General features: G+C 71.5%; 24 protein-coding genes. 13 read left to right on the forward strand and 11 right to left on the reverse strand.

What is annotated here, in order from left to right; genetic code table 11:
* Nucleotides 1–37: 37 nt before the first annotated feature.
* Both IOD14_RS34340 and IOD14_RS34345 read right to left on the reverse strand, forming a co-directional pair.
* On the reverse strand, nucleotides 38–1297 hold the full coding sequence (locus IOD14_RS34340; protein WP_123988696.1) for a lipase family protein: 1260 nt from the start codon (nucleotides 1295–1297) through the stop codon (nucleotides 38–40).
* A gap of 139 nt (nucleotides 1298–1436) precedes the next feature.
* Complete coding sequence (locus tag IOD14_RS34345) at nucleotides 1437–1907, reverse strand: RDD family protein (protein ID WP_123988697.1); 471 nt, start codon at nucleotides 1905–1907, stop codon at nucleotides 1437–1439.
* Nucleotides 1908–2107: 200 nt separating this feature from the next.
* On the opposite strand from IOD14_RS34345, the gene glnA reads away from it, so the two are divergent.
* The 5 genes from glnA to IOD14_RS34370 all read left to right on the forward strand — a co-directional run bounded on the left by glnA (nucleotide 2108) and on the right by IOD14_RS34370 (nucleotide 6939).
* Nucleotides 2108–3517 (forward strand): type I glutamate--ammonia ligase, encoded by a 1410-nt coding sequence (gene glnA, locus IOD14_RS34350; protein ID WP_123988698.1) that lies wholly within the window; start codon nucleotides 2108–2110, stop codon nucleotides 3515–3517.
* Nucleotides 3518–3622: 105 nt separating this feature from the next.
* Nucleotides 3623–3877 (forward strand): hypothetical protein, encoded by a 255-nt coding sequence (locus IOD14_RS34355; RefSeq protein ID WP_212672353.1) that lies wholly within the window; start codon nucleotides 3623–3625, stop codon nucleotides 3875–3877.
* A gap of 12 nt (nucleotides 3878–3889) precedes the next feature.
* Entirely contained in the window at nucleotides 3890–5338 is a 1449-nt protein-coding gene (locus IOD14_RS34360; protein WP_249126126.1) for a hypothetical protein, read from the forward strand.
* 96 nt (nucleotides 5339–5434) lie between these two features.
* On the forward strand, nucleotides 5435–6352 hold the full coding sequence (htpX, locus tag IOD14_RS34365; protein WP_212672354.1) for a zinc metalloprotease HtpX: 918 nt from the start codon (nucleotides 5435–5437) through the stop codon (nucleotides 6350–6352).
* A gap of 2 nt (nucleotides 6353–6354) precedes the next feature.
* Nucleotides 6355–6939, forward strand: coding sequence for a hypothetical protein (locus IOD14_RS34370; RefSeq protein WP_123988701.1), 585 nt, complete (start codon nucleotides 6355–6357; stop codon nucleotides 6937–6939).
* Between the two features lie 4 nt (nucleotides 6940–6943).
* On the opposite strand, the gene IOD14_RS34375 is transcribed toward IOD14_RS34370, so the two are convergent.
* On the reverse strand, nucleotides 6944–7231 hold the full coding sequence (locus tag IOD14_RS34375) for a hypothetical protein (protein ID WP_123988702.1): 288 nt from the start codon (nucleotides 7229–7231) through the stop codon (nucleotides 6944–6946).
* 106 nt (nucleotides 7232–7337) lie between these two features.
* Here IOD14_RS34375 and IOD14_RS34380 point away from each other — a divergent pair, with 106 nt between their 5' ends.
* A complete protein-coding gene (locus tag IOD14_RS34380; protein WP_123988703.1) occupies nucleotides 7338–8984 on the forward strand; it encodes an alpha/beta fold hydrolase in 1647 nt (548 codons plus the stop codon).
* A gap of 165 nt (nucleotides 8985–9149) precedes the next feature.
* Here the strand turns inward: IOD14_RS34380 and IOD14_RS34385 are convergent, their stop codons facing one another.
* Nucleotides 9150–10490 (reverse strand): DUF2252 domain-containing protein, encoded by a 1341-nt coding sequence (locus tag IOD14_RS34385; protein ID WP_212672355.1) that lies wholly within the window; start codon nucleotides 10488–10490, stop codon nucleotides 9150–9152.
* Between the two features lie 48 nt (nucleotides 10491–10538).
* The gene (locus tag IOD14_RS34390; protein ID WP_212672356.1) at nucleotides 10539–10745 is read right to left on the reverse strand and encodes a hypothetical protein; all 207 of its coding nucleotides are present in this window, start codon (nucleotides 10743–10745) and stop codon (nucleotides 10539–10541) included.
* A 9-nt stretch (nucleotides 10746–10754) separates the two neighbouring features.
* On the opposite strand from IOD14_RS34390, the gene IOD14_RS34395 reads away from it, so the two are divergent.
* Nucleotides 10755–11948 carry a winged helix DNA-binding domain-containing protein gene (locus IOD14_RS34395; RefSeq protein ID WP_123988705.1) on the forward strand — a complete coding sequence of 398 codons (1194 nt, stop codon included), beginning with the start codon at nucleotides 10755–10757 and terminating at the stop codon, nucleotides 11946–11948.
* 146 nt (nucleotides 11949–12094) lie between these two features.
* Here the strand turns inward: IOD14_RS34395 and IOD14_RS34400 are convergent, their stop codons facing one another.
* The gene (locus IOD14_RS34400; RefSeq protein ID WP_123988706.1) at nucleotides 12095–12409 is read right to left on the reverse strand and encodes a hypothetical protein; all 315 of its coding nucleotides are present in this window, start codon (nucleotides 12407–12409) and stop codon (nucleotides 12095–12097) included.
* A gap of 166 nt (nucleotides 12410–12575) precedes the next feature.
* On the opposite strand from IOD14_RS34400, the gene IOD14_RS34405 reads away from it, so the two are divergent.
* Together IOD14_RS34405 and IOD14_RS34410 are read left to right on the forward strand one after the other, a co-directional pair.
* Nucleotides 12576–12938, forward strand: coding sequence for an arsenate reductase family protein (locus tag IOD14_RS34405; protein WP_174269103.1), 363 nt, complete (start codon nucleotides 12576–12578; stop codon nucleotides 12936–12938).
* 107 nt (nucleotides 12939–13045) lie between these two features.
* Complete coding sequence (locus IOD14_RS34410) at nucleotides 13046–13717, forward strand: hypothetical protein (protein ID WP_212672357.1); 672 nt, start codon at nucleotides 13046–13048, stop codon at nucleotides 13715–13717.
* Nucleotides 13718–13719: 2 nt separating this feature from the next.
* On the opposite strand, the gene IOD14_RS34415 is transcribed toward IOD14_RS34410, so the two are convergent.
* Entirely contained in the window at nucleotides 13720–14574 is an 855-nt protein-coding gene (locus IOD14_RS34415; protein ID WP_212672358.1) for an alpha/beta fold hydrolase, read from the reverse strand.
* Nucleotides 14575–14640: 66 nt separating this feature from the next.
* Between IOD14_RS34415 and IOD14_RS34420 the strand changes: the two genes are divergently transcribed.
* On the forward strand, nucleotides 14641–15090 hold the full coding sequence (locus IOD14_RS34420) for a helix-turn-helix domain-containing protein (RefSeq protein ID WP_123988710.1): 450 nt from the start codon (nucleotides 14641–14643) through the stop codon (nucleotides 15088–15090).
* A 30-nt stretch (nucleotides 15091–15120) separates the two neighbouring features.
* Here the strand turns inward: IOD14_RS34420 and IOD14_RS34425 are convergent, their stop codons facing one another.
* The 3 genes from IOD14_RS34425 to glnII all read right to left on the reverse strand — a co-directional run bounded on the left by IOD14_RS34425 (nucleotide 15121) and on the right by glnII (nucleotide 18141).
* Nucleotides 15121–16119 carry an SDR family oxidoreductase gene (locus tag IOD14_RS34425; RefSeq protein ID WP_212672359.1) on the reverse strand — a complete coding sequence of 333 codons (999 nt, stop codon included), beginning with the start codon at nucleotides 16117–16119 and terminating at the stop codon, nucleotides 15121–15123.
* Between the two features lie 75 nt (nucleotides 16120–16194).
* Nucleotides 16195–16749 carry a winged helix-turn-helix domain-containing protein gene (locus tag IOD14_RS34430; RefSeq protein WP_123988712.1) on the reverse strand — a complete coding sequence of 185 codons (555 nt, stop codon included), beginning with the start codon at nucleotides 16747–16749 and terminating at the stop codon, nucleotides 16195–16197.
* Nucleotides 16750–17112: 363 nt separating this feature from the next.
* Entirely contained in the window at nucleotides 17113–18141 is a 1029-nt protein-coding gene (gene glnII / locus IOD14_RS34435) for a glutamine synthetase (protein ID WP_212672360.1), read from the reverse strand.
* 256 nt (nucleotides 18142–18397) lie between these two features.
* On the opposite strand from glnII, the gene IOD14_RS34440 reads away from it, so the two are divergent.
* From IOD14_RS34440 to IOD14_RS34450, 3 genes are all read left to right on the forward strand, one after another.
* On the forward strand, nucleotides 18398–19669 hold the full coding sequence (locus tag IOD14_RS34440) for a sensor histidine kinase (RefSeq protein ID WP_123988714.1): 1272 nt from the start codon (nucleotides 18398–18400) through the stop codon (nucleotides 19667–19669).
* Nucleotides 19660–20313: a response regulator transcription factor gene (locus IOD14_RS34445; protein ID WP_212672361.1), complete on the forward strand. Its 654-nt coding sequence runs from the start codon at nucleotides 19660–19662 to the stop codon at nucleotides 20311–20313. The genes IOD14_RS34440 and IOD14_RS34445 overlap by 10 nt, the downstream gene beginning before the upstream one ends.
* 183 nt (nucleotides 20314–20496) lie before the next feature.
* A complete protein-coding gene (locus tag IOD14_RS34450; RefSeq protein ID WP_123988716.1) occupies nucleotides 20497–22092 on the forward strand; it encodes a DUF1996 domain-containing protein in 1596 nt (531 codons plus the stop codon).
* A gap of 59 nt (nucleotides 22093–22151) precedes the next feature.
* On the opposite strand, the gene IOD14_RS34455 is transcribed toward IOD14_RS34450, so the two are convergent.
* Entirely contained in the window at nucleotides 22152–22589 is a 438-nt protein-coding gene (locus IOD14_RS34455) for a hypothetical protein (protein WP_212672362.1), read from the reverse strand.
* Nucleotides 22590–22616: the final 27 nt, after the last annotated feature.

Here is a 22616-nt window from a genome sequence, read left to right on the forward strand (position 1 = left end):
CTCCGGGCGCCCTCGTCGTCGTAAGGGACACGGGGCGTCAGCAGTCGCTCCGGGCCGCCTTTCCCGCGAACCGGTCGCCGAGCCAGGAGACGACGTCGCCGACGGCCTGGTTGTCGGCGAGGAGATGGTCGCCGGGGTAGATCTTCCAGCCGGTGCTCACGCCCGCGGCGCAGTAGGCGGCGCGGACGGCGTCCTCGGTGGCGGTGGGGATGACCTCGTCGAGGGCTCCGCGGTACTGCAGGACCGGGAAGGTGATCTTGTACGTTCCGAGGTCCACCCCGAGTTTCTGGGCGTCCAGGACCTCGCCCCAGGTGCGGCCGTCGCTGCCGCGCTGCCGGTAGAGCTGGTCGAGGGTGAGTCCGGCGGTGGTGAGGTCCTTGATGCTCCTGCCCGCGAGGGCGGTGACGGTGCCGACGAGACACACGGACTTGGCGGTCCGCACGGCCTGGCGGCCCTGGTCGTTGAGGAGCGAGTCGAGGGGCAGGGCGGGGTAGGCGGCCTGGATGCCGACGGCCGCGTCGGCGAGGAAGCCGGAGAAGGCGCCGCCGTCGAGCGCGGCCGCCACCTGCCTGAGGTCGCCCGGGATGCCGCCGGAGGCGTCCCCGACCACCTTGAGCTCGGGCGCGTAGCCCGCCGCCAGCTGGGCCGCCCACAGGCTGGCCGCACCGCCCTCGGAGTAGCCCCACAGCCCGACGCGGGCCTGCCGGGACAGTCCGCTGCCCGGTACGGCGGGGGCGGCGCGGGCGATGTCGAGCAGGGCGTGCCCCGAGTCGGTGCCGGCGACATAGCGGTGCGTCCGGCCGTCGAGGTAGCCGGGGCCGTCGGTCGCGGCGACGGCGTACCCGGCCTTGAGCAGGGCGGCGACGTTGTCGCCCTCGTACTCGTCCTGGAAGGCTCCGGCGAGTTGCTTGGAGAAGGCGCACTGGGGGCCGAGGCCGAGAGTGCCGGGGTGGAAGGCGACGACGGGACGGGGGCCCGCGCCGGTCCAGGGCGCCGAGGGGACGGCGAGGGTGCCGGATACGGCGGCGGGCCGGCCCTGGTTGTCGGTGGAGCTGTAGAGGACTTTCCAGGCGGACATCGCGATACTTCCCGGCACCTGGCTCAGCGTGACGGAACGGCAGGCCAGCACGGTGCCCGGGGTGGCAGGCACGGTGGCGGGAGGCGTGTAGACGTCCGGGTCGGCGGCCGTGCAGGCGGCCGCGGCGGAGGCCCGGGGCGCTTCGGAGACGAGGCCGCCACTGCCCAGCAGAGCGGCGGTGAGGGCGGCGAGGGCGGTGACGAGGGCGGATTTCTTCATCGGTCCGGAGGGTCCCTTCGCAACGGGGGAGGTTGCTCGGGTGCCAGACGCTAGGAGCTCAGACCCACTGACTTATAGTCAGCCGCCGCGCGTGTTCCGCGCCGGGACTGTCAGGATGCGACAAAGACGCGGGGCGCCGTCAGATCCGTACCTCCACGGTCCTCGCCAGCCGGTCGTGCAGGCCCCGGCCGTCGCGGTCCCAGATCAGGGCCGGGACGGCGAGGCAGAGCAGGACCGTGCGGAGCAGGGCGCGGGCCGGATTCACACGGCCGGTGTCGAGGGCGACCACCCGCAGGCCGAAGAGGCGCTTGCCCGGGGTGAAGCCGATGGTGCCGACCGTGAGGACGCCCATCAGGAAGAACACCAGCAGCGCCCAGTTCGAGGTCGCCGGGTCGCCGTAGCGCTGCGTGATGAGCTGGGATGCAATCAGGACGCTCATCGCCCAGTCCACGGCTAGTGCGCCGAGCCGCCGCCCGGGGCGGGCGATCGACCCCGGCCCCTCCTCCGGCAGGCCGAGCTGCTGTCCGCGGTATCCGAAGTCGACACCGGCGTTCTCGGCGGCCGCGCGGGGGCCGGAGAGCCATGATCCGATTGCATCCCTCTTGTCCACACGCCCACGGTACTGCCCGCGTTTCGGGATACGGACAGGTGGGGCCGGGCCGACGATGTCCGGTTAACTTGTGCGAAACAAATGGGTCACGCCCGAGAAACCACCCGTCCCTAGGGTCGAGGACAGCGTGTGCCACCGCACTGGCCGCACGAACGAACTACCACCCCGGTCCAGGAACGGTCGGGAGTAGGAGGAGCTGGATGTTCCAGAACGCCGACGAGGCCAAGAAGTTCATCGCGGACGAGGACGTCAAGTTCGTCGACGTCCGATTCTGCGACCTGCCGGGCGTCATGCAGCACTTCACGCTGCCCGTCGAGGCGTTCGACCCGGACGAGGAGCTCGCGTTCGACGGTTCGTCGATCCGTGGTTTCCAGGCCATCCACGAGTCCGACATGGCGCTGCGCGCGGACCTGTCGACCGCCCGGGTCGACTCCTTCCGCCGCGACAAGACGCTGAACATCAACTTCTTCATCCACGACCCGATCACCGGCGAGCAGTACAGCCGTGACCCGCGGAACGTGGCGAAGAAGGCCGAGGCCTACCTCGCCTCCACCGGGATCGCCGACACCGCGTACTTCGGCCCCGAGGCCGAGTTCTACGTGTTCGACAGCGTGCGTTTCGCCACCTCGTCGAACGAGTCCTTCTACCACATCGACTCCGAGGCGGGCGCCTGGAACACCGGTGCGCTGGAGGACAACCGCGGTTACAAGGTCCGCTACAAGGGCGGCTACTTCCCGGTCCCGCCAGTCGACCACTTCGCCGACCTGCGTGCCGAGATCTCCCTGGAGCTGGCCAAGTCCGGCCTCCAGGTCGAGCGCCAGCACCACGAGGTCGGCACCGCCGGCCAGGCCGAGATCAACTACAAGTTCAACACGCTGCTCGCCGCGGCCGATGACCTCCAGCTCTTCAAGTACATCGTGAAGAACGTGGCCTGGCGCAACGGCAAGACCGCGACCTTCATGCCGAAGCCGATCTTCGGCGACAACGGCTCGGGCATGCACGTCCACCAGTCCCTGTGGGCCGGCGGCTCCCCGCTCTTCTACGACGAGGCCGGTTACGCGGGCCTGTCGGACACCGCCCGCTACTACATCGGCGGCATCCTCAAGCACGCCCCGTCGCTGCTGGCCTTCACCAACCCGACGGTGAACTCGTACCACCGTCTGGTGCCGGGCTTCGAGGCGCCGATCAACCTGGTGTACTCGCAGCGCAACCGCTCCGCGGCCATGCGCATCCCGATCACGGGCTCCAACCCGAAGGCCAAGCGCGTCGAGTTCCGTGCGCCCGACTCCTCCGGCAACCCGTACCTCGCCTTCTCGGCCCTGCTGCTCGCGGGCCTCGACGGCATCAAGAACAAGATCGAGCCGGCCGAGCCGATCGACAAGGACCTGTACGAGCTGGCTCCCGAGGAGCACGCGAACGTCGCCCAGGTCCCGACCTCCCTCCCGGCGGTCCTCAACTCCCTCGAGGCCGACCACGAGTTCCTCCTCCAGGGCGACGTCTTCACGCCGGACCTGATCGAGACGTGGATCGACTTCAAGCGGACGAACGAGATCGCCCCGCTGCAGCTGCGTCCGCACCCGCACGAGTTCGAGCTGTACTTCGACGTGTGATCGACGCCCAAGCCGTACGGCGGCGCCCCCATTCCTGTTGTTCAGGGGTGGGGGCGTCGCCGTATCGTTTGTTTGTACGAGTTTTTGGGAGACGGGGGGCAGGGGATGGCGGAACCGGAGGACGAGGAGCGGGAGTTCGACATCCGCTGGGCCGACGGAGCGGAGCACAAGGAGCCCTCGGCCCGGGCTCGTATGCTCGCCGCCCGCTGGAAGGAGAACCCGCCGAAGGCTCAGCCGTTCCGGGCCGATCCTGAGCTGCGTGCTCCGCGCCGGTCGTCGTGGGGGGCCACGGCGACCGTTTTCGGGATCGTGGCGCTGATCATCCTGGTGCTGGGCTACACGGACTTCCGTCCGTACTGAGGGGCGGGGCACGTGCGCGGCAGTATCTGGAACGGGACACAGGCAGCGGTGCGCCTCGCGGAAGGGGCCGTCCTGCGGGACGCCCTGTTCGGTGCGGGCGATCCGGCTGTCTGGATCGCGCTGGACGAAGCGGTGCGGCACAGCGACCGCTCCTCGGCCGACGGCACCTGGATGCCGGCCTGGCAGCGGACCGAGCGGGGACGCACGCTGACCGACGCCCTCCGACGCGGCGAACCGCTCGCCGACGGACCGCTCGCGCTCGCCCTGTGCCACCGGGACGGGCGGATCCGCGAACGGGCGCTGGGCATGGTCGCGGGGCGGCCGGAGTTGTTGCCGTTGGTCGTGGTGCGCTGTGCGGACTGGGCCGAACCGGTGCGGGAGTCGGCCCGGACTCGGTGGGCGGAGGCGGTCACCGTGGAGTCCGCGGTCGCGCTGGCCCCGCTCGCTCTCAGGATCGCCGTCCGGCACCGGGGCGACTTCGCCGTGGGCCTGGTCGACAAGGTGCTGCGCTCGGCGGACCGCGAGGCGCTGCTGCCGCTCCTCACCCACGCCGACCGCGCCGTGCGCCGCTTCGTCCACCGGCTCGCCGTCGAGGAGGGCCTCCTCTCCCCCGCCGAGCTGGCCCGCACCGCCGCCCGGGACGAGGACACGGTCGTCCAGGGTCTCTGCTCGGAGGCCGCCCTGGCCGCCGTGGCGGAGGGTGACGCGGACGACGACGTGCTCGAACCGCTGCTCACCGCCCGCAATCCGCGGGCGCGGTCGGCCGGTGTGACCGCGTTGCGGCGGGCCGGGCTCGGGGAGCGGGCGGCCGGGTTCCTCGGAGACCGGGCCGGGCTGGTGCGGGCCTGTGCGCGCTATGTCGTACGGCAGTCCGGGGGCGACCCGGTGGAGTGGTACCGGCGACGTTGTGCCACCGGTGACCTCGCCACGCTGTCGGCGGGGGTGGTGAGCGGGCTCGCGGAGTGCGGGGACCGTCGTGACGCGGAGTCCCTGTGGAGGCTCACCTCGCATCCGGATCCGGTGGTCAGAACGCGTGCCGTCGGCGGGCTGCGGGCACTGGACGTGCTGGACGTACCGCGGCTGCGGGCGCTGCTCGACGATCCCGCGCCCGGTGTGGTGCGGGAGGCGACCTGGGCGCTGGTGCCGTCCGCGCGGATGCTGGACGCCGGTTGGCTGCTGGAGCGGCTGGCGGTGACGCGGTCCCGGGAGACGCGGGTCTCCGCGTTCCGGCTGCTCAACGCGCACGACGGGGTCGTACGGCTGCGGGCCGCCGCCGCGCTGGTCGACGACCCCGACGACAAGCTGCGGCACTGGGCCCGGCAGTCCGTGCTGCGCTGGCGTCCGACGGACAAGGTGCCGCCCGGGTCGGCCGAGCTGGGTGAGCTGCTGGGGCGGGTGCGGCACCTGCTCGGTGACCACGCGCTGAAGCAGCGCATGTGGGAGGCCGGCCTCAGGGTCTGAGCCTTTGCTGGCCCTAGGGCCGATCGGGACCGCTTCATGGGCAGCGGCGGGTGCACACTGAAGGTGGGACGAGTGCCTGACTGCGGGGTGGTACAGATGCGGAGTCGTTTCCGGAGCGACCGGCGACTGACCGTGCGGATGACGGTCACTATGTTCCTGCTCGGGTTGCTGTACGTGGCCTTCTTCGCCGCGTTGATCGTGTTGCTGAAGTCCTGGTTGCTGGTCGTGGGCCTGATCGCCGTGATGTTCGTGGCGCAGTTCTGGTTCTCCGACAAGATCGCGATGTTCGCCATGCGCGGGCGGGTCGTGGGGCCGGTGGAGTATCCCGAACTGCACGCCGTGGTCGACCGGCTGTGCGCCATCGCGGACATGCCCAAGCCCGTCGTCGCGGTGTCCACGATGGACATGCCGAACGCGTTCGCCACCGGGCGGAACCCGGACAACGCCGTGGTGTGCGTGACCACCGGGCTGCTCGACCGGCTGGACCCCGCCGAACTGGAGGGCGTCCTCGCGCACGAGCTGTCGCACGTGGCGCACAAGGACGTCGCCGTGATCACCATCGCCTCGTTCCTGGGCGTGATCGCCGGCCTGATCGTGCGGTTCGCCTTCTACAGCCAGCTGTTCGGCGGCCGGAAGGACCAGAACACCGCTGTGCTCTTCGCCGCCGTGATGGGCGTCTCGGCGGCCGTGTACGCGCTCAGCTTCCTGCTGATCAGGGCACTGTCCCGGTACCGCGAACTGGCGGCGGACCGGGCGGCGGCCCATCTCACCGGCCGGCCCTCCGCCCTGGCCTCCGCGCTCACCAAGGTCTCCGGGGACATCGCCCGCATCCCCACCAAGGACCTGCGGACCGCCCAGGCCTTCAACGCCTTCTACTTCACCCCGGCCACCGGCAAGGAGCCCGGCATCGAGCGGATCTTCTCGACCCACCCCTCGCTGGAACAGCGGCTGGATCAACTGGGGCGGATCTCCACGGAGCTGGGTGAGCCGGTGGAGCCCGGGAAGGCGGGCTGAGGATGGGGCTGCTGGACATCCTGCTCGGGCGCACCAAGCCCGTCGCGCCCGATCTCGACCAGCTCTTCGCGCTGCCGTCGGCGGCCGTGACGCTGGAGGCGGCCGCCTCCTTCAGGCCGACCGGGCGCGGCGCGGTGTGCTTCGCCACGGTCGAGGGCGCGGCCTTCGAGCAGACGCACCGGGAGGTCCAGGCCCTGCTGGACGCGGACGCCGACCGGGACGGCCCCCCGGTGCAGCTCACCAGGGACGACTTCGGCTACTCCTGGCTGGTCTCCGAGCGGGTCCCGGAGCAGCTGCCGCAGCTGGTCAACGACCTGCACGCGGTGAACAGTTCAATGGAGGTCAACGGCTTCGGGCCGCAACTGCTGTGCTCGCTGGCCGGGTTCCAGGACACCGAGGGCCGTTCCCTCGCGCTGGTCTACCTCTACAAGCGCGGCAGCTTCTACCCCTTCGCGCCGCTGCCCGGTGCGGGACAGCGGCGCGACAACCCGCTGGAACTTCGGGTGAAGGCCGCGCTCGCGAACGATCTGCGCATCGAGCAGGACCTGAACCGCTGGTTCCCGCTGTGGGGCGCCCCCGGCCTCTGAGCCCCTAGCCCTTTCTCTCGCGCGCCTGGCGGCGGGACTCCAGGGGGCGCTCGCGGCGGTACCGGCGGTCCCACCTGGCCTGCTTGTCCCGGCGGTCGCGGTAGGCCCGGTAGCTGCCGGGCGCGGTCCCCGAGTTGCCGCCGGACGGGCCGCCCGACGAGGACGCCGAGGCACCGCCCCGGCCGTACTGCATGTACACGAAGAGCAGGGCGACGGCGACGAGCCACCAGGTGTGGTTCCCGAAGCCCAGGATGACCAGGACGACGGTCCCGGAAAGGACGATGGTGCCCATGACGGGCCTCCGTGTGCGTGGGTGTGGTGTAGAAGAGTAGCCCCGGAGGGGCGGGCTGATGCCTGCCCTGCGCGAGGCTGTTTCCCCACACTCCGGAGTCGACGGCATGCTCGAGCCCTTCACCCAGGAACACGCCGGTGAGCGCCTTCGTGGCGGGTACGGCGGCCGCCCGGCGACGGCCGTGTCGGCGACCGCGGTGTCCCCGACCGCCGTCCTGCTGCACGGAGCAGGCAGCGGCAGCAAGGAGCGACTCCTGCCGCTGCTCGACGAGTTCGTGGCCCACGGCTGTCGTGCGCTCGCCTTCGACTTCTCGGGGCACGGTGAAAGCTCCGGGAAACTCGCCGAGTTGAGCCTGCGCCGCCGGTTCGAGCAGGCGGTCGCCGTGATCGACGCGCGGGTTCCGGCGGACGGGCCGCTGGTGCTGGTCGGGTTCAGCATGAGCGGGCAGACGGTGGCGGACCTCGCCCGCCACTACGGCGAGCGGGTTATGGCGCTGGGGCTGTGCGCGCCCGCCGTGTACGGGGAAGAGGCCTGGGACCTGCCGTTCGGCCGGGGGGACGGGCGCTTCAGCGAGGTCATCCGGCGGCCGGACAGCTGGCGGAGCTCCCCCGCCCTGGAGGTGCTGCGGGCGTACGAGGGGCGGGCGGTGCTCGTCGTACCCGGCACGGATGCGGTGATCCCGCCGGCGGTCACCGAGGCCGTGCAGGAGGCACTGGCCTTCCGGTCCCAGTTCACGCGCCTCGAACTGCCCGAGGCCGAGCACCGGTTGGGGCAGTGGCTGCACGATCATCCCGCCGACCGGCGGGAGTTGGTGTCCGCGCTGCTGACCGGGCTCGGCGACCGGGGGTGGACGGCGACCGAGGGCTGGGTGGCCAAGCGGCTCCCGGCGGGCCGTTCGGTCGTCGACTCGGGCTTTCTGTCCGGGGGGTGGAGCTCCCAGATGCGCGGGCTCGCCCTCGACGACGGCACCGAGCTGGTCCTGCGGTCGTTCGTGAAGCCCTTCTTCCGGCACCACGCCCCCGGTCTGCTGGGCCGCGAGGCGTCGGTCCTGGCGCTGCTCGCCGCCGTCGACGGCGTCCCGGCCCCCCGGCTCGTCGCCGTGGACCCCACCGCCGAGCACTGCGACCATCCCTCGCTGTTGATGTCCCGGCTGCCGGGACGGGTGCGGGTCGACGAGGAGGACATGGAGGAGCGGCTGGATCTCCTGGCGGCCCAACTCGTACGGATCCACCGGGTCGTTCCCGAGGAGCGGCCGCGCACCTACCAGGCGTGGACGGGGCCGGAGAGGGTCCGAGGGGTCCACGGCCCGCTGTGGGAGCGGGCCGTGGACGTGCTCCGCCGGGACCCGCCGCCGTACGAGGGATGCTTTCTGCACCGGGACTTCCATCCCGGGAACGTGCTGTTCACCGGGGCGGGCGCCGGGCTGCGGGTCAGCGGGGTGGTCGACTGGGTGGAGACCTCCTGGGGTCCCGCCGACCTGGATGTCGCGCACTGCTCGACGGCCCTCGCCCTGCTGCACGGACCCGAACACGGGCTCGCCTTCCGGCAGCGGTACGAGGCGCACGGCGGGCGTCGGCTCGCGGACGGGCCGGACCACCTGTACTGGCGGCTCCTCGACGCGCTCGCCTACTGCCCCGACGCGGCGAAGCTCGCCGGGCCGTGGCGCGAACTCGGCCGCACCGAGCTGACGTCGGAGGTGTTGAGCGGGCGGCTGGAGGTCTATGTGCGGGAGTTGGTGGAGCGGTACGGGTGAGGCGGCGGGAGGTTCCCGGCTGACCGGGCCGCCGTCGCCGTACGACCGACCGGGCCGCCGTCGCCGTACGCCGACCGGACCGCCCTCGCCGTACGCCGACCGGACCGCCGTCGCCGTACGCCGACCGGACCGCCCTCGCCGTACGGCTGCCCCCGCCGCCTTCGGTCATTCGCCCGGGGCCGCCCGGACCACGCCCGCCGCGATGGCGGCGCACAGGGTCGCGTGGTCGCTCGTGGTGCGGGCGGCGTAGGCGAGTGCGAAGTCGGCGACCGCCTGGTCGAAGGTGTCGGCGCCGCCCAGGTACGCGGCGATGGCGGCGCGGTCGCCGGAGCGGGCGTGGGCGCGCGCCAGAGTGGTGCCGCAGAGGCGGGCGTAGGCCCTGAGGTCGGCCGGGGGCATGCCGGCCACGTCCGCGGAGCCCTTCATGTCGCGCAGTTGGCGCCAGTAGTAGGCCCGTCCCTGCGGTCCGCTCATCCAGCCCAGGAAGATGTCGCTCGCCGACTGGAGCAGACGCTGACCGACCACCACACGGCGGCCGGGGTGGACGTACGGGCCCTGCGGGAGATGTTGTTCGAGTACGGACGTCCGGGCCTCCTTGATCTGCAGGAACAGGGGGTCGTCGGCGTCCCGTCCGGCCAGCAGCACGATGAAGCAGCGCATGCCGACGCTTCCGACGCCGACGACCTTGCGGGCCGCGTCGACGAAGCGGTAGCGGTCCAGGAGCAGTCGGCGTTCCTCGGAGAGCGTGGAGCGGTAGTCGCTGAAGATCTTGCGCAGGCCGGCCATGTCGGGGGCGCCGGCCGGTTCGAGGAGCGGCGGGTCGGTGATGATGCGGCGGCGGCCGTCGACGACCTCCGTCAGCTTGCCGAGGGCCTGGAGGCTGGTGCGGCGGCGGGCGCGGGTGAGGCTGGACTCCACGCGCCGGCGGTGCCGGTCGGAGCGGACGAGGGGCAGCAGGCTGTCGGCGTCGACCTTCGCGTACCAGACCTCCAGCTCGCCCAGGGGGGCCAGCCGTCGCATGGCCGTGCGGTACGCGGTGACCGTCTCCGCGGCCGCCCGGTGGGCCTTGGCCTCGCTGTGCCCGTTCTCGCGGGAAGCGACCGCGACGCTCGCGGCGAGCCGTTTCACGTCCCACTCGAACGGGCCGGGGAAGGTCTCGTCGAAGTCGTTGAGGTCGAAGAGGAGGGAGCGTTCCGGGGAGGCGTACAGACCGAAGTTGAGCAGGTGGGCGTCGCCGCAGAGCTGCACGGTGAGGCCGGTGTGGGGCTGGGCGGCGAGATCGGCGGCCATCACGGCGGCCGCGCCGCGCAGGAAGGCGAAGGGGGAGGCCGACATCCTGCCGTACCGGATCGGCAGCAGCTCCGGAAGGCGGTCGCGGCCCTGGCGCTCCAGTACGGCGACGGGGTCGGGGCGGTCGACGGAGGGGATCCAGACGGCGTGGGCGGAGCGGGAGACACGTTTGCGGGCGGCGCGGGCGCGGTCCTGCGGTGTGCCGGGGGTGATCATGAGCCGTGCCTCTGCGTCACGCCCGCCTCCTGGTCGCCGGTGTGTGGGTCACCTCCTCATCGCAGTGAAGGGCCGGAGGGGGATGGTGCGCATGCCGGGTACGGCGATCGGGTGACCTGCGCTCCGTGGAAGTGCGGCGATGTGCCGTCGTTCGTCCGCGGCGCCGTCGTGGCTGGTCGCGCCCGCGCGGCGGTAGCCGCACATCCGGTACAGCCCGGCGTCTCTGCGGGGCGCGTTGTCAGTGGCCTGCGCCAAGATGGGCTCATGGGTGACGGGGAGCGGTACATCGGGGTGGACGAGCGGCGGGCTCGGCTGGCAGTGCGGCATCAGCTGGCCGCGGGAGCTCGTGCGGGCAGCCCCGAGGAGGTGGCCGGCGCCCTGGTCGCGTTGCACGGGTCCGATCCCGCGACCGTGTATCTGGCGGTCGGCGCGCGGCTCGTGGACCCGGCCCGGACCGTCGCCGAGACGGAGCGGGCGCTGTACGAGGACCGTTCGCTGGTGCGGATGCACGGGATGCGGCACACCGTGTTCGCGTTCCCGACCGAGCTCACCGCGGTCGTGCACGCCTCGACCGGTGTCACCGTCGCCGCCCGTGAACGGGACAAGCTCATCAAGGACATGGCGAAGGCCGGTGCCCCGGACGCGACCTGGCTGAAGGAGGTCGAGGAGTCGGCGCTGGTCGCGCTCGCCCGGCGCGGTCAGGCGACGGCATCGGAGCTCGCCGAGGACGAACCGCGGCTGCGGGAGCAGTTCGCGTACGCGGCCGGGAAGAGCTACGAGGGCGTCCACACCGTCGGGAGCCGCCTGCTGAGGGTCCTCGGTGTGGAGGGCAAGGTGGTCCGCGGGCGGCCGCTCGGCTCCTGGATCTCCACGCAGTTCCGCTGGGCGGTGGCACCCCCGCATCCGGAGCTGGACGTGGCCGTGGCCCAGGCGGGGTTGTTGCGGCACTGGCTGACCGTGTGCGGTCCCGCCACCGAGGCCGACCTGAAGTGGTGGACGGGCTGGAAGGTGACCGACGTCCGCCGCGCGCTCACGGCGATCCGTGCGGAGCGGGTGAGCGTGGACGAGGGTCCGGCCTACGTCGTCGAGGGCGACGCCGGCCCGCTCGCGGGGCCCGTGGAGCCCTGGGCCGCCCTGCTGCCGGGCCTCGACCCGACGGCGATGGGCTGGCAGCAGCGGGACTGGTATCTGGCGCCGTCGCTGCGGCCCGCGCTGTTCGACCGGAGCGGCAACGTGGGACCGACGGTGTGGTGGAACGGCCGGGTGGTGGGCGGCTGGGGCCAGCGGCCGGACGGGGAGATCGTCTGGCGGCTGCTGGACACGGAGGGCGTGGGGCGCGAGGCCGAGGCGGCCATCGCCGTGGAGGCGGAGCGCCTCGGGAGTTGGGTGGGGACCACCCGGGTGACACCGCGGTTCCGGGTCCCGCTGGAGAAGGAGCTGGCCGGACCCGCGGACTGAGCGGTACGGCGGACCCGCCGGCTGAGCGGTACGGCGGACCCGCCGGCTGACCGGGACGCCGAGCCCGGCCGCCGAGCGGGACGCGGAGCCCGCCCCGGACCGGGACGCCGGGCACCCCCGAAGAGCGGGGCACCCGGCGTCACGGCCTAGCGCGAGTACCGCATCAGCGCCCGCACCATGTGGCACGTCGTGTCCGACGGCGGATGTACGCCGATCGTCTCGGCGGCGTCCCGGATCGTGTCGTTGCGGGCCTGGTTCGGCACGTAGACGCCGGAGTCGAGCAGGGCGATCGCGAGCCGCATCGCCTTGAGTCGGCGGTTGTGGGTGACATACCACTCGCGGGGGCGGCCCGGCGGCAACGGGCGCTTCTCCACGGGGGTGTACGGCAGGTCGAGCAGCACGGGGTGCTTCGCGGTGGACTGGGTCGGCAACGGCTTCGGCTTCAGTGCGGCAGCGGGCACAGGCATCCTCCTGTCGCGGTCAGGACGACCGCCGGCTACCCCCGGCGACGCCCTCGAACACTGGTTTCATTCTACCGCCCGGCACTGACAAAAGCCCCTGGCCACAAGGGCTTTCGGGGGTGCTGTGACGCAGGTGGAGAACGGGTTTTCACGTACCGTGGGTGCCATGGAGATCTGGATCAATCCGGCCTGTTCGAAGTGCCGCAGCGCGATCAGCCTGCTCGACGCGGAGGGTGCCGAGTACACCGTCCGCCGCTATCTGGAGGACGTCCCGAGCGAGGACGAGATCCGCGAGGTGCTCGATCGGCTCGGCCTCGAACCGTGGGACATCACCCGCACCCAGGAGGCCGATGCCAAGGAGCTCGGCCTCAAGGAGTGGTCCCGTGACGACAGTTCGCGCGACCGGTGGATCACTGCCCTCGCCGAGCACCCCAAGCTGATCCAGCGGCCCCTCATCACGGCGGACGACGGCTCGGCGGTGGTCGGCCGGACCGAGGACGCCGTACGGGACGCCATGGCCAGGAAGTAGCGGGGTGTGACGCAGGTTACGTCAACGGACTCCCGTGACCACTGAGTAACCTCGTTCGGTATCTCGTACATAGCGGCGTACGCTCCCCTAGCTCTCAGGAGGCGCGGATGTCGCGCAGGAGAACACTCGGTACGAAGAAGAAAGTCGCGCTGCTGGTGAGCGCGGCGGCGGTGGCGGGTGGTGGGGCCTTCGCGATGGCCTCCACCTCGAACGCCGCGAGTCCGCAGACGGCGGCCCAGTCCACGGTCTGCCAGGGGCTCGCCACCGCGCTCGGCAACAACCAGCGGTTCATCGAGGGGCAGCGAGCCACTCCCGACGCACAGTCGGCGGCCCGGATCGCCAACCGGGAAGCGGTGATCGCGCAGATCAAGGTGCAGCAGGAGGCGTCCGGTTGCGTGGTCGGGGAGTCGGCTCAGGGCTCCCAGGCCGCCGCGGGACAGCAGCCCTCCCAGGCCGCGTCGGCATCCGCGCCCGCCGCACCCCAGGCTCCGCCCGCCTCCCAGGCTCCCCCGGCGGGCAACGCCGCCTCCGGGCAGCAGGTGTGCAACGGCTCGACCGTCACGCTCTCCGGTGAGGCCGGTGCGCCCGCCGCGTCCAGCAACCAGTTCCCGGCCGGCACGAAGTTGAAGGTCACCAACCTGGACAACAACAAGTCCACGACGGTGGAGGTCACTTCGGTCTCCGGCAGCTGTGTCCTGCTCAACAACGCGGCCTTCGAACAGGTACGGGAGCCCGGCAAGTTCCTCATCCGCCGGGCCGCGATCGAGAAGGTGGGGTGAGGCTATTCGCCCAGGAACTCGGTGAGGCGGCGGGCCAGTTCGGGTGGTGCGGACTGCGGCAACGCATGGTGGGAGACGCCGGGGACCACGTCGGCTTCCACCCGTGGCAGCAGTTCGGCCGCCCGGGCTGTCACGTCATACGTGTCACAGGTCCTGCTGTTCGCGGCCACGAGCAGCAGGACCGGCGCGTTCAGGGCGCGCAGCGCCTCGGGGGCGGGGCGGGGCCCGGTGACCGGCCTGGTGGCGGGGAAGCCCGCGGCGGCCTCCTGGAGGCGAAGCCAGTCGGGATCCAGTGCGACCTTCCCGGTCTCCCATTCCAGGAAGGCGCGGACCCGGGCCGGCGTGGGGCGCAGCAGCATCGGCAGGGCGTGCAGCAGATACGCCGCCTTGAACCCGGCGAAGCACTGGGTCGGGTCCAGGAGGAACAGGCGGCGCATCCGGTCGGGGGCACGCAGGGCGTGGTGCAGGGCGATCCAGGCGCCGTAGGAGTGCCCGCCGACGTCGGCCCGCTCGATGCCCAGTCCGTCGAGGAGGGCGTCCAGCCAGGCGACCAGGTCGGCGACCGTGCGGGGGTGACGGTCGGCGGCCGGTTCACTGCGGCCCGGGGCGCCGATCAGGTCGACGGCGAGGACCCGGCGGGTGCGGGCGAGGTGGGCGGCCTGGGCGTACCAGGACGTGGAGGTCGCTCCCCCGCCGCCCGGCAGCAGGACGAGCGGGGGCGCGTCGGCCGGGCCGCACACGTTGACATGGGTCGTGCCGAACGGGGTGGGCACCCGCAGTGCCTCCCGGTCGGCGGGCCACTTGGCCAGCACCTTGTCGTAGGCGGCCTCGAACGCGTCGCCGTCGTACCTGCCCATCGACCCCTCCCCTATTATCTCGCTCAGCAAGACACTTGTTGAGCGAGATGATAGGGGAGAATGCGCATGCCGTCCCAGGGACCCGAGATGGAGATCGTCCATCTCCTGCGCGCGGTGACCGTCGAACTCGGCCTGCACAGCGCCCGGTTCGCCCAGCGCAACGCCATGCATCCGACGGACGTGCGCGCACTGATCGCCCTGATGGACGCCTCCCGCGCGGGAGAGGAGCTGACGGCGGGACGGCTCGGCGCGGAGCTCGGGCTCAACTCGGCGGGGACGACCGCGCTGCTCGACCGGCTGGAGCGGGCCGGTCATGTGCGGCGGGCACGGGGGCGCGAGGACCGGCGCAAGGTGGTCGTCGAAGTGGACGAGCGGGCGGTGGAGCTGGGGCAGGCCTTCTTCGGACCGCTGATCGGGCGGACGGTGGAGCTGCTCCAGGGGTACGACGAGGGGGAACGGGCGGCGATCCGGGGGTTCTTGGCCGGGGTGCGGGACGCGGTGGCCGAGGAGGACTGACCTCACCGGCCGTACGCGACCGGCGACGGCCTACCTGCCGGCCAGCACCTTCGCCTCCGTCTCCGGGTCCAGGCCCACCACCGGCCGGTCCGGGCGCTGCGGGGCGACGCCGCCGATCCCGCACAGCCAGCTCCAGGTGTCGGCGACCGTCTCGGCGACCGGACGGCAGCGCAGGCCGGCCGCGGCGGCCCGGGAGGTGTCCGCGCCATGGAGGGTGGTGTGCAGGTCGGAGCCCGGCGGGACCCACACCGGGAGGTCGGTCCAGGGGGCGATGCCCGCCGCGAGGACCGCGTCCGGGTCCGTCCAGCGCAGGGAGGCGTCCGAGCCCGTCGCCGTCGCACAGGCTTCGAGGAACTCCCCCGTCGTCGTGTGGCCCGGCGGGCTGACCAGGTTGTACGGGCCGGACCGGCCGTCCGCGGCGGCGCCCAGTACCCACTCCGCCAGATCGCGGACGTCGACGTACTGGAGGGGCAGGTCCCGTGGCCCGGGCGCGAGGACCTGACCGCCGCGGGCGACTCGGCCCAGCCACCACGGGAGCCGGCCGATGTTCTCGTACGGGCCGAGGATCAGGCCGGCCCGTACGAGCAGCGAGCGGTCCGAGCCGAAGGCGTCCAGCACGGCCAGTTCGCCGCCGCGTTTGTCATGGGCGTAGTCGGTCGTGTCCGCGTCGGCCGAGGCGCCCTCGACCACGGGGGCCTCCTCGGTGTACCCGGCCGGCTGGGGCCAGGTGTACACCGAGCAGCTCGACACGTACGCGTACCGGTCGGCGCGGCCCCGCAGCAGCCGCGCCGCGTCCCGGACCGCGCGGGGCGCCCCCGACCAGGTGTCGACGACGAGGTCCCACTCGCCGCCCTCGGCGAGGGCGGCGAGCCCGTCGGGCGCGGTGCGGTCACCGTGCAGCGACCGCACCCCGGCCACGGGCGCGTGCCGCCCCCGGTGGAAGACGGTCACCTCCCAGCCGCGCCTGAGGGCCGCCTCGGCGACGGCCCTGCCGACGAACTCCGTACCACCCAGCAGAAGAAGTCTCATGCCGGTGACTGTGCCCGCCGGGACGGCACGAGGGAACCCGGATCTGCCCTGGGCAGACGGGGCGGAGGGGGCGGGTCAGTCGCCGGTCGGCGGGGTGTACTTGTAGCCGACCCGCCTTACGGTCTGGATCGCGCCCCGGAAGTCCGCGCCCAGCTTGCGGCGCAGCCGGGCGATGTGGACGTCGACGGTACGGCCGTCGCCGACATGGCCGTAGCCCCAGACCGTGGTGACCAGCTGGTCACGGGTGTGCACCCGGTTGGGGTTCTGGACGAGGTGGGCGAGGAGCTCGAACTCCAGGTAGGTGAGGTCGAGTTCGCGGCCGTTCACCTCGGCGGTGCGCTGCCCGGTGTCGATCCGCACGAGGTGCGCGTCGTCGTCCGTGACCGTCGGTTCCGGCCGGAAGGGCTGGTGCTGGTCGGCCGGGACGAGCACCAGGTAGCCGATCATCGGGGGCTGGCCCGGCAGGGTGGGCAGGGTGTGCTGGGGAGCGGGCAGCCAGGTGGCGCCCGGGGGGAGGAACTCCGCCACGTGCGGGACCTCGTCCGGGCCGACGGCTCGGAGCCGGTGCCGTGCGCCGTTCTCGGACGGGGCGGGGAGGGTGACGGTGGAGAGGGAACGAGTGGTCGCCATGAGGTCAGCTCTTTCGCGCGAGAAGGTCGTCTGGAGACGTACGTCGACTGCGCGCTGGCCGAAGGCCGGGGTGTACGGCTTTAGAGGGCCGGCGCGTTCATCGCGCGGCAACACACCCGGTCGAAGTCGTGGTGCTGACGGGAGGGCCAGAAGGGCTCGAGGTCATGGCGACCTGTCGCGATGCACTTCCGGTAGCTGGCCATGAGCTCATTGAAGCAGACGTCGGCCGACAACAGGAGACTCCTCTCACTGCTCGGACACTTCGTTGGCGTGAAAATGACGTGACGCACCCGCACGGCCGCCGACAGCACGCCGAGGGGCGCCCACCGTGGCCGGTGGACGCCCCTGGGAAAGCGGTGGGGATCAGACCTGGCCGGCCTTCTCCAGGGCGGAGCAGCACGTGTCGACGAGCAGACGCGTGACGACGTACGGGTCGACGTTGGCGTTGGGGCGGCGGTCCTCGATGTAGCCCTTGCCGTCCTTCTCGACCTGCCACGGGATACGGACCGAGGCACCGCGGTTGGAGACGCCGTAGGAGTACTCGTTCCACGGGGCGGTCTCGTGCAGGCCGGTCAGGCGGTCGTCGATGCCGGCGCCGTAGTTCTTGACGTGGTCGAGCGGCTTGGAGCCCTCGCCCAGCGACTCGGCGGCGGTGATGATCGCGTCGTAGCCCTCGCGCATCGCCTTGGTGGAGAAGTTGGTGTGCGCGCCCGCGCCGTTCCAGTCGCCCTTGACCGGCTTCGGGTCCAGGGTGGCGGAGATGCCGAAGTCCTCGGCGGTGCGGTAGAGCAGCCAGCGGGCCACCCACAGGTGGTCGGAGACCTCCAGCGGGGAGACCGGGCCGACCTGGAACTCCCACTGGCCGGGCATGACCTCGGCGTTGATGCCGGAGATCGCCAGGCCGGCCGCGAGGCAGTTCTCCAGGTGCGCCTCGACGACGTCACGGCCGAAGATCTCGTCCGCGCCGACACCGCAGTAGTAGCCGCCCTGCGGGGCCGGGAAGCCGCCCTTGGGGAAGCCGAGCGGGTAGCCGTCCTTGAAGAACGTGTACTCCTGCTCGATGCCGAAGATGGGCTCCTGCGCGGCGAACTTCTCCGCGACCTCGGTCAGCGCGGCACGGGTGTTGGACTCGTGCGGCGTCATGTCGATGTTGAGGACCTCGCACAGGACGAGGACGTCGTCGCCGCCGCGGATCGGGTCGGGGCAGGAGAAGACCGGCTTGAGGACACGGTCCGAGGAGTGCCCCTCGGCCTGGTTCGTGGAGGACCCGTCGAAGCCCCAGATCGGCAGCTCCGCGCCCTTGGCGTCGTCCGCCAGGATCTTCGTCTTGGAACGGAGCTTGGCCGTCGGCTGGGTGCCGTCGATCCAGATGTACTCAGCCTTGAAGGTCACGGGCCACTTCCTTCGGGGATGTGTCTACGCACTGCGGGTGCTGCGGCGCTGCGGCACTGAAACGCCGCCACTTGACGCCCGCGAGCCTGTCAACAGGCGATTTCCCGATCATTGCTCGAATGTGAACCCCGTGTTACCTGGTGGTGCTGTGGCGCGATTCACGGTGTGAGCACGGCACAGGGTGTATCCGGCACCACCCCCGACCGGGCGGCCAGACCCAGTGCCCCGCGCCGTCCCGCTGGACGAGACTGACTGTATGACCATGCAGACGGGGAACGGCAGCTGGAGTACGAGGGTGCGGGCCATGGGGCTCGCGGCCGCACGGGGGCTCGCGCTGGCGCTGGTGACGCTGCCGGGGGCGGTGCTCGGTTTCACGCTCGCCCTGGTGTCGATCGCCCTCGTGCCGATCGGCGTCGGTCTGATCACGACCCCCTGGGTGCTCACGGGGGTGCGGGCGCTCGCGGACTGGCGGCGGGTCCTGGCGGCCGAGTGGGGCGGGGTGCGGATCCCGTCGGCCTACCGGCCGGAGCCGAAGGACCCCAACCCCTGGACGCGCACCTTCGGGATGCTGCGGGACCCGGCGACCTGGCGGGATCTGCGGTGGCTGCCGGTGGACATGACGGCGGGCTTCGTGACCGCGCTGCTGCCCGCGGTGCTCGTGTTCTACCCGCTGGAGGGGATCGCGGTCGCGGCCGGGCTGTGGCGGCCGCTCGCCGCGTCGGGCGGCTACTGGTACGGCTTCGTGCGCGTCGCCGACCAGACCTCCGCGCTCGCCGCCGGCGCCCTCGGCGTCGCCCTGCTGGCCCTCGCCCCGCTCGCACCGCGTCTGCTGACCGTGCACTTCCGGCTCACCCGGACCGTGCTCGGCGCCGGACAGGGCGAGCTGGCCGAACGCGTCCGGGTCCTCACCGAGACCCGGCGGGACGCCGTGGACACCTCCGCGGCCGAACTGCGGCGCATCGAGCGGGATCTGCACGACGGGGCGCAGGCCCGTCTGGTCGCCATGGGCATGGATCTCGGCACCATCGAGATGCTCCTCGACAAGGACCCCGAACAGGCGAGGCGGCTGCTCGCGCAGGCCCGCCAGTCCTCCGCGGACGCGCTCACCGAACTGCGCGACCTGGTGCGCGGCATCCATCCGCCGGTGCTGGCCGAGCGCGGACTGGGCGACGCGGTAAGGGCGCTGGCGCTCAGGATGCCGGTCCCGACGGAGGTGAGCGTGGAACTGCCGGGCCGCCCGGAGGCCCCCGTGGAGTCAGCCGCCTACTTCGCCGTCAGCGAGGCGCTCACCAACGCGGTCAAGCACTCGGGCGCCGACCGGATCTGGATCGACCTGCATCACGTGAAGGAGGGGGCGGGGATGCTGCGGATCACCGTCACCGACAACGGCCGGGGCGGCGCGGTGATCGGGGCCGGTTCGGGCCTGGCCGGAGTCGAGCGGCGCCTCGGTACATTCGACGGCGTCCTGGCCGTCAGCTCACCCGCGGGCGGTCCCACCATGGTGACCATGGAGATCCCTTGCGCGTAGTCCTCGCCGAAGACCTCTTCCTGCTGCGCGACGGTCTCGTACGGCTGTTGGAGGCCCACGGCTTCGAGATCGCCGCGGCCGTCGAGAGCGGGCCCGAACTGGCCCGCGCGCTGGCCGAGCTGGAACCGGACGTCGCCGTGGTCGACGTACGGCTGCCGCCGACGCACACCGACGAGGGGCTGCAGTGCGCGCTGAACGCCCGGCGGGACAGACCGGGGCTGCCGGTGCTGGTGCTCTCCCAGCACGTGGAGCAGCTGTACGCGCGCGAGCTGCTCGCCGACGGCAGCGGCGGGGTGGGCTATCTGCTCAAGGACCGGGTGTTCGACGCGGAGCAGTTCGTGGACGCCGTACGACGGGTCGCGGCGGGCGGTACGGCGATGGACCCGCAGGTGATCCAGCAGCTGCTGGCCCGGCGGGCCGCCGATGACCAGCCGCTCGCGCGGATCACGCCCCGGGAGCGGGAAGTGCTCGAACTGATGGCGCAGGGGCGGTCGAACGCGGCGATCGCCGCCAAGCTCGTCGTCACGGAACGGGCGATCGCCAAACACACCGCCAACATCTTCGCCAAACTGGGCCTTGAGGTGTCGGACGACGACAATCGCCGCGTTCTGGCGGTGCTCGCGTTCCTGGACCGGGGCCGGTGAGCAGAGCATCATTTTCTGTAACTCCTGCTGCTCAGGGGGCTGTTGGTACCCCAAGGCCCGGCAAACCTCTGATTTGTTTGTGGGGTGGCTGAACACCCATGGGACGCCATGCGTATGGGATGGCGCCGCTTCACTCCTGTCGGGCGCCTCGATAGCCCCGAAAAAGGAAGTCAGAGGAGTTCCATGGGACGCAATACACGTAAACGCCGCTCGTCGATGGCCACCAAGGCCATAGCCGCGTCGGCGGCCCTAGCGCTCGGCGGGGGCGGGCTGATCTGGGCGAACTTCTACGCTTCGGCGCACGAGTCCAACAACAACGGCTGGTCCCAGAACCAGACCAAGGCCGCCGCCGCGCAGGTCGCGACCATCTCGTGCCCCGACGTCGGTCAGAAGCTGACGAACGTGCCTCAGAACGCGCGTCAGGGGGTGGCCACCGAGCTGGCCAACCTGGACAAGCAGATCACCGAGGCCTACGCCAGGCTCGCCTCGACCCGACAGGCCCAGGCGGGTGACCCGGGCTTCGTCCAGAACGCCATCGTCGGTCCCCTGAAGGAGAAGCGGGCGGCCACGATCGACCGGATCCGCATCGACATCCAGCGGGTCGGCGGCCAGTTCAACAGCTCGCTCAGCCAGTTGGCCGCGTGCACCACGCAGAACGCGCAGACGAACGCGGGCCAGGCCGGTGGCCAGCAGCAGAACGGTGGCCAGCAGCAGGGCGGTCAGCAGCAGAACGGCGGCCAGCAGCAGGGCGGCGGTCAGCAGCAGGGCGGTCAGCAGAACGGTGGCCAACAGAACGGCGGCCAGCAGAACGGCGGCCAGCAGCAGGGCAACGGCGGACAGGGCGGCAACGGCCCGGTCGCGGCCGACTTCGTGGACATCACCAAGGTCCAGGGCAGCGCCCAGCTCGGAGTGGGCCAGAACGGCCTCCCGGCCAACGGCAACTCGGGTTCGCGCGGCACCTTCACCACGAAGTGCGGCACCAACGGGAACGACAACCACAACACGGACAACGTGATCGTCGCCCCGGGTGTCGCCAACGGCGCGCACCACCTGCACGACTACGTCGGCAACCAGAGCAACGACGCCTTCGCGAGCGACCAGGAACTGGCGGCGGCCCAGACCACCTGCCAGAACCAGGGCGACAAGTCCTCGTACTTCTGGCCGGTGCTGCGTCTGCAGAACGGTCAGCAGGACTTCGACCAGAACAACGACGGCGGCGGCAAGGAGGGCAACGTCGGCAAGATCCTCCAGCCGGCCCAGGCCCAGCTGAAGTTCGTCGGCAACAAGAAGGGCAACGTCGTCGCGATGCCGACCGCCCTGCGCATCATCACCGGTGACGCGAAGGCCTTCGTCAACGGCAACGCCAACGCCAACGTGAACTGGTCCTGCACCGGCTTCGAGAACAAGGTGCAGCTGCACGACAAGTACCCGATCTGCCCGCAGGGCAGCCAGGTGGTGCGCACGACCAACTTCCAGAGCTGCTGGGACGGTCAGAACATCGACAGCGCCAACCACCGCACCCACGTGGCGTTCGCCCAGGCCGACGGCAGCTGCGCCAACGGCTTCAAGGCGATCCCGCAGCTCCAGGTCCGGCTCGTCTACAACGTCCCGGCCCCGAAGCTCCAGAACGGCACGGTCGTCAACCCCTACGCGGTCGACACCTTCCCGGAGAACCTGCACAAGCCGATCACCGACCACAACGACTTCATCAACTTCTTCTCCCAGAACACGATGAACAAGATGGTCAACTGCATCAACACCGGCAAGAAGTGCCAGTGACGCACTGAGAAAGCCGGCGGTGAGAATCTCTCACCGCCGGCTTTCTTGTGTCCGCGTCCTCAGTGGGCCGAATGCGTGGCGCCCATCTTCGAGTGGTCGGTGCCCTCCTCGATGTCCCCGCCGAGCGTCTTGCGCAGCGCCGTCACCGTCTGGGTGGTGTCACCGACGGCGACCCACTTGCGGCCGACCAGGAAGTGACCGCCGTAGTCCTTGGCGCCGTTGATCCACTCGCGCTGGCCGCGGTCGGTGGCGAAGGTGGCGAGGATGAACTTGCCGGCGGCGTCCTTGGACTTCTTGCACACGGCCTGGCGCAGCTCGTCGGCGTCGATCTGGATGTTGGGCGTGCACTTCACCTCGGCGGCCAGGTGCTCGAGACTCCCGGTGGCCGCGGACGGGACCGCGGCGACGGCCTTCGCGTCACCGCCGGATCCGCAGCCCGCCAGCGCCAGCGCCGCGGCCGCGCCGGTCAGCGCGAGCATCGGTCGGGTCAACCTCATCTGTTCCTCCGGTCACGGGGTCACGTC

The organism is Streptomyces sp. A2-16 (genome assembly GCF_018128905.1).
GTDB lineage: Bacteria > Actinomycetota > Actinomycetes > Streptomycetales > Streptomycetaceae > Streptomyces.

Bases quoted from the DNA above. Each gene is read 5' to 3' on its own strand.
- IOD14_RS34340 (WP_123988696.1), bottom strand. From the start codon at position 1,297: ATGAAGAAATCCGCCCTCGTCACCGCCCTCGCCGCCCTCACCGCCGCT.
- glnA (WP_123988698.1), top strand. From the start codon at position 2,108: ATGTTCCAGAACGCCGACGAGGCCAAGAAGTTCATCGCGGACGAGGAC.
- IOD14_RS34355 (WP_212672353.1), top strand. From the start codon at position 3,623: ATGGCGGAACCGGAGGACGAGGAGCGGGAGTTCGACATCCGCTGGGCC.
- htpX (WP_212672354.1), top strand. From the start codon at position 5,435: ATGCGGAGTCGTTTCCGGAGCGACCGGCGACTGACCGTGCGGATGACG.
- IOD14_RS34370 (WP_123988701.1), top strand. From the start codon at position 6,355: ATGGGGCTGCTGGACATCCTGCTCGGGCGCACCAAGCCCGTCGCGCCC.
- IOD14_RS34375 (WP_123988702.1), bottom strand. From the start codon at position 7,231: ATGGGCACCATCGTCCTTTCCGGGACCGTCGTCCTGGTCATCCTGGGC.
- IOD14_RS34380 (WP_123988703.1), top strand. From the start codon at position 7,338: ATGCTCGAGCCCTTCACCCAGGAACACGCCGGTGAGCGCCTTCGTGGC.
- IOD14_RS34385 (WP_212672355.1), bottom strand. From the start codon at position 10,490: ATGATCACCCCCGGCACACCGCAGGACCGCGCCCGCGCCGCCCGCAAA.
- IOD14_RS34395 (WP_123988705.1), top strand. From the start codon at position 10,755: ATGGGTGACGGGGAGCGGTACATCGGGGTGGACGAGCGGCGGGCTCGG.
- IOD14_RS34405 (WP_174269103.1), top strand. From the start codon at position 12,576: ATGGAGATCTGGATCAATCCGGCCTGTTCGAAGTGCCGCAGCGCGATC.
- IOD14_RS34410 (WP_212672357.1), top strand. From the start codon at position 13,046: ATGTCGCGCAGGAGAACACTCGGTACGAAGAAGAAAGTCGCGCTGCTG.
- IOD14_RS34415 (WP_212672358.1), bottom strand. From the start codon at position 14,574: ATGGGCAGGTACGACGGCGACGCGTTCGAGGCCGCCTACGACAAGGTG.
- IOD14_RS34420 (WP_123988710.1), top strand. From the start codon at position 14,641: ATGCCGTCCCAGGGACCCGAGATGGAGATCGTCCATCTCCTGCGCGCG.
- IOD14_RS34425 (WP_212672359.1), bottom strand. From the start codon at position 16,119: ATGAGACTTCTTCTGCTGGGTGGTACGGAGTTCGTCGGCAGGGCCGTC.
- IOD14_RS34430 (WP_123988712.1), bottom strand. From the start codon at position 16,749: ATGGCGACCACTCGTTCCCTCTCCACCGTCACCCTCCCCGCCCCGTCC.
- IOD14_RS34440 (WP_123988714.1), top strand. From the start codon at position 18,398: ATGACCATGCAGACGGGGAACGGCAGCTGGAGTACGAGGGTGCGGGCC.
- IOD14_RS34450 (WP_123988716.1), top strand. From the start codon at position 20,497: ATGGGACGCAATACACGTAAACGCCGCTCGTCGATGGCCACCAAGGCC.
- IOD14_RS34455 (WP_212672362.1), bottom strand. From the start codon at position 22,589: ATGAGGTTGACCCGACCGATGCTCGCGCTGACCGGCGCGGCCGCGGCG.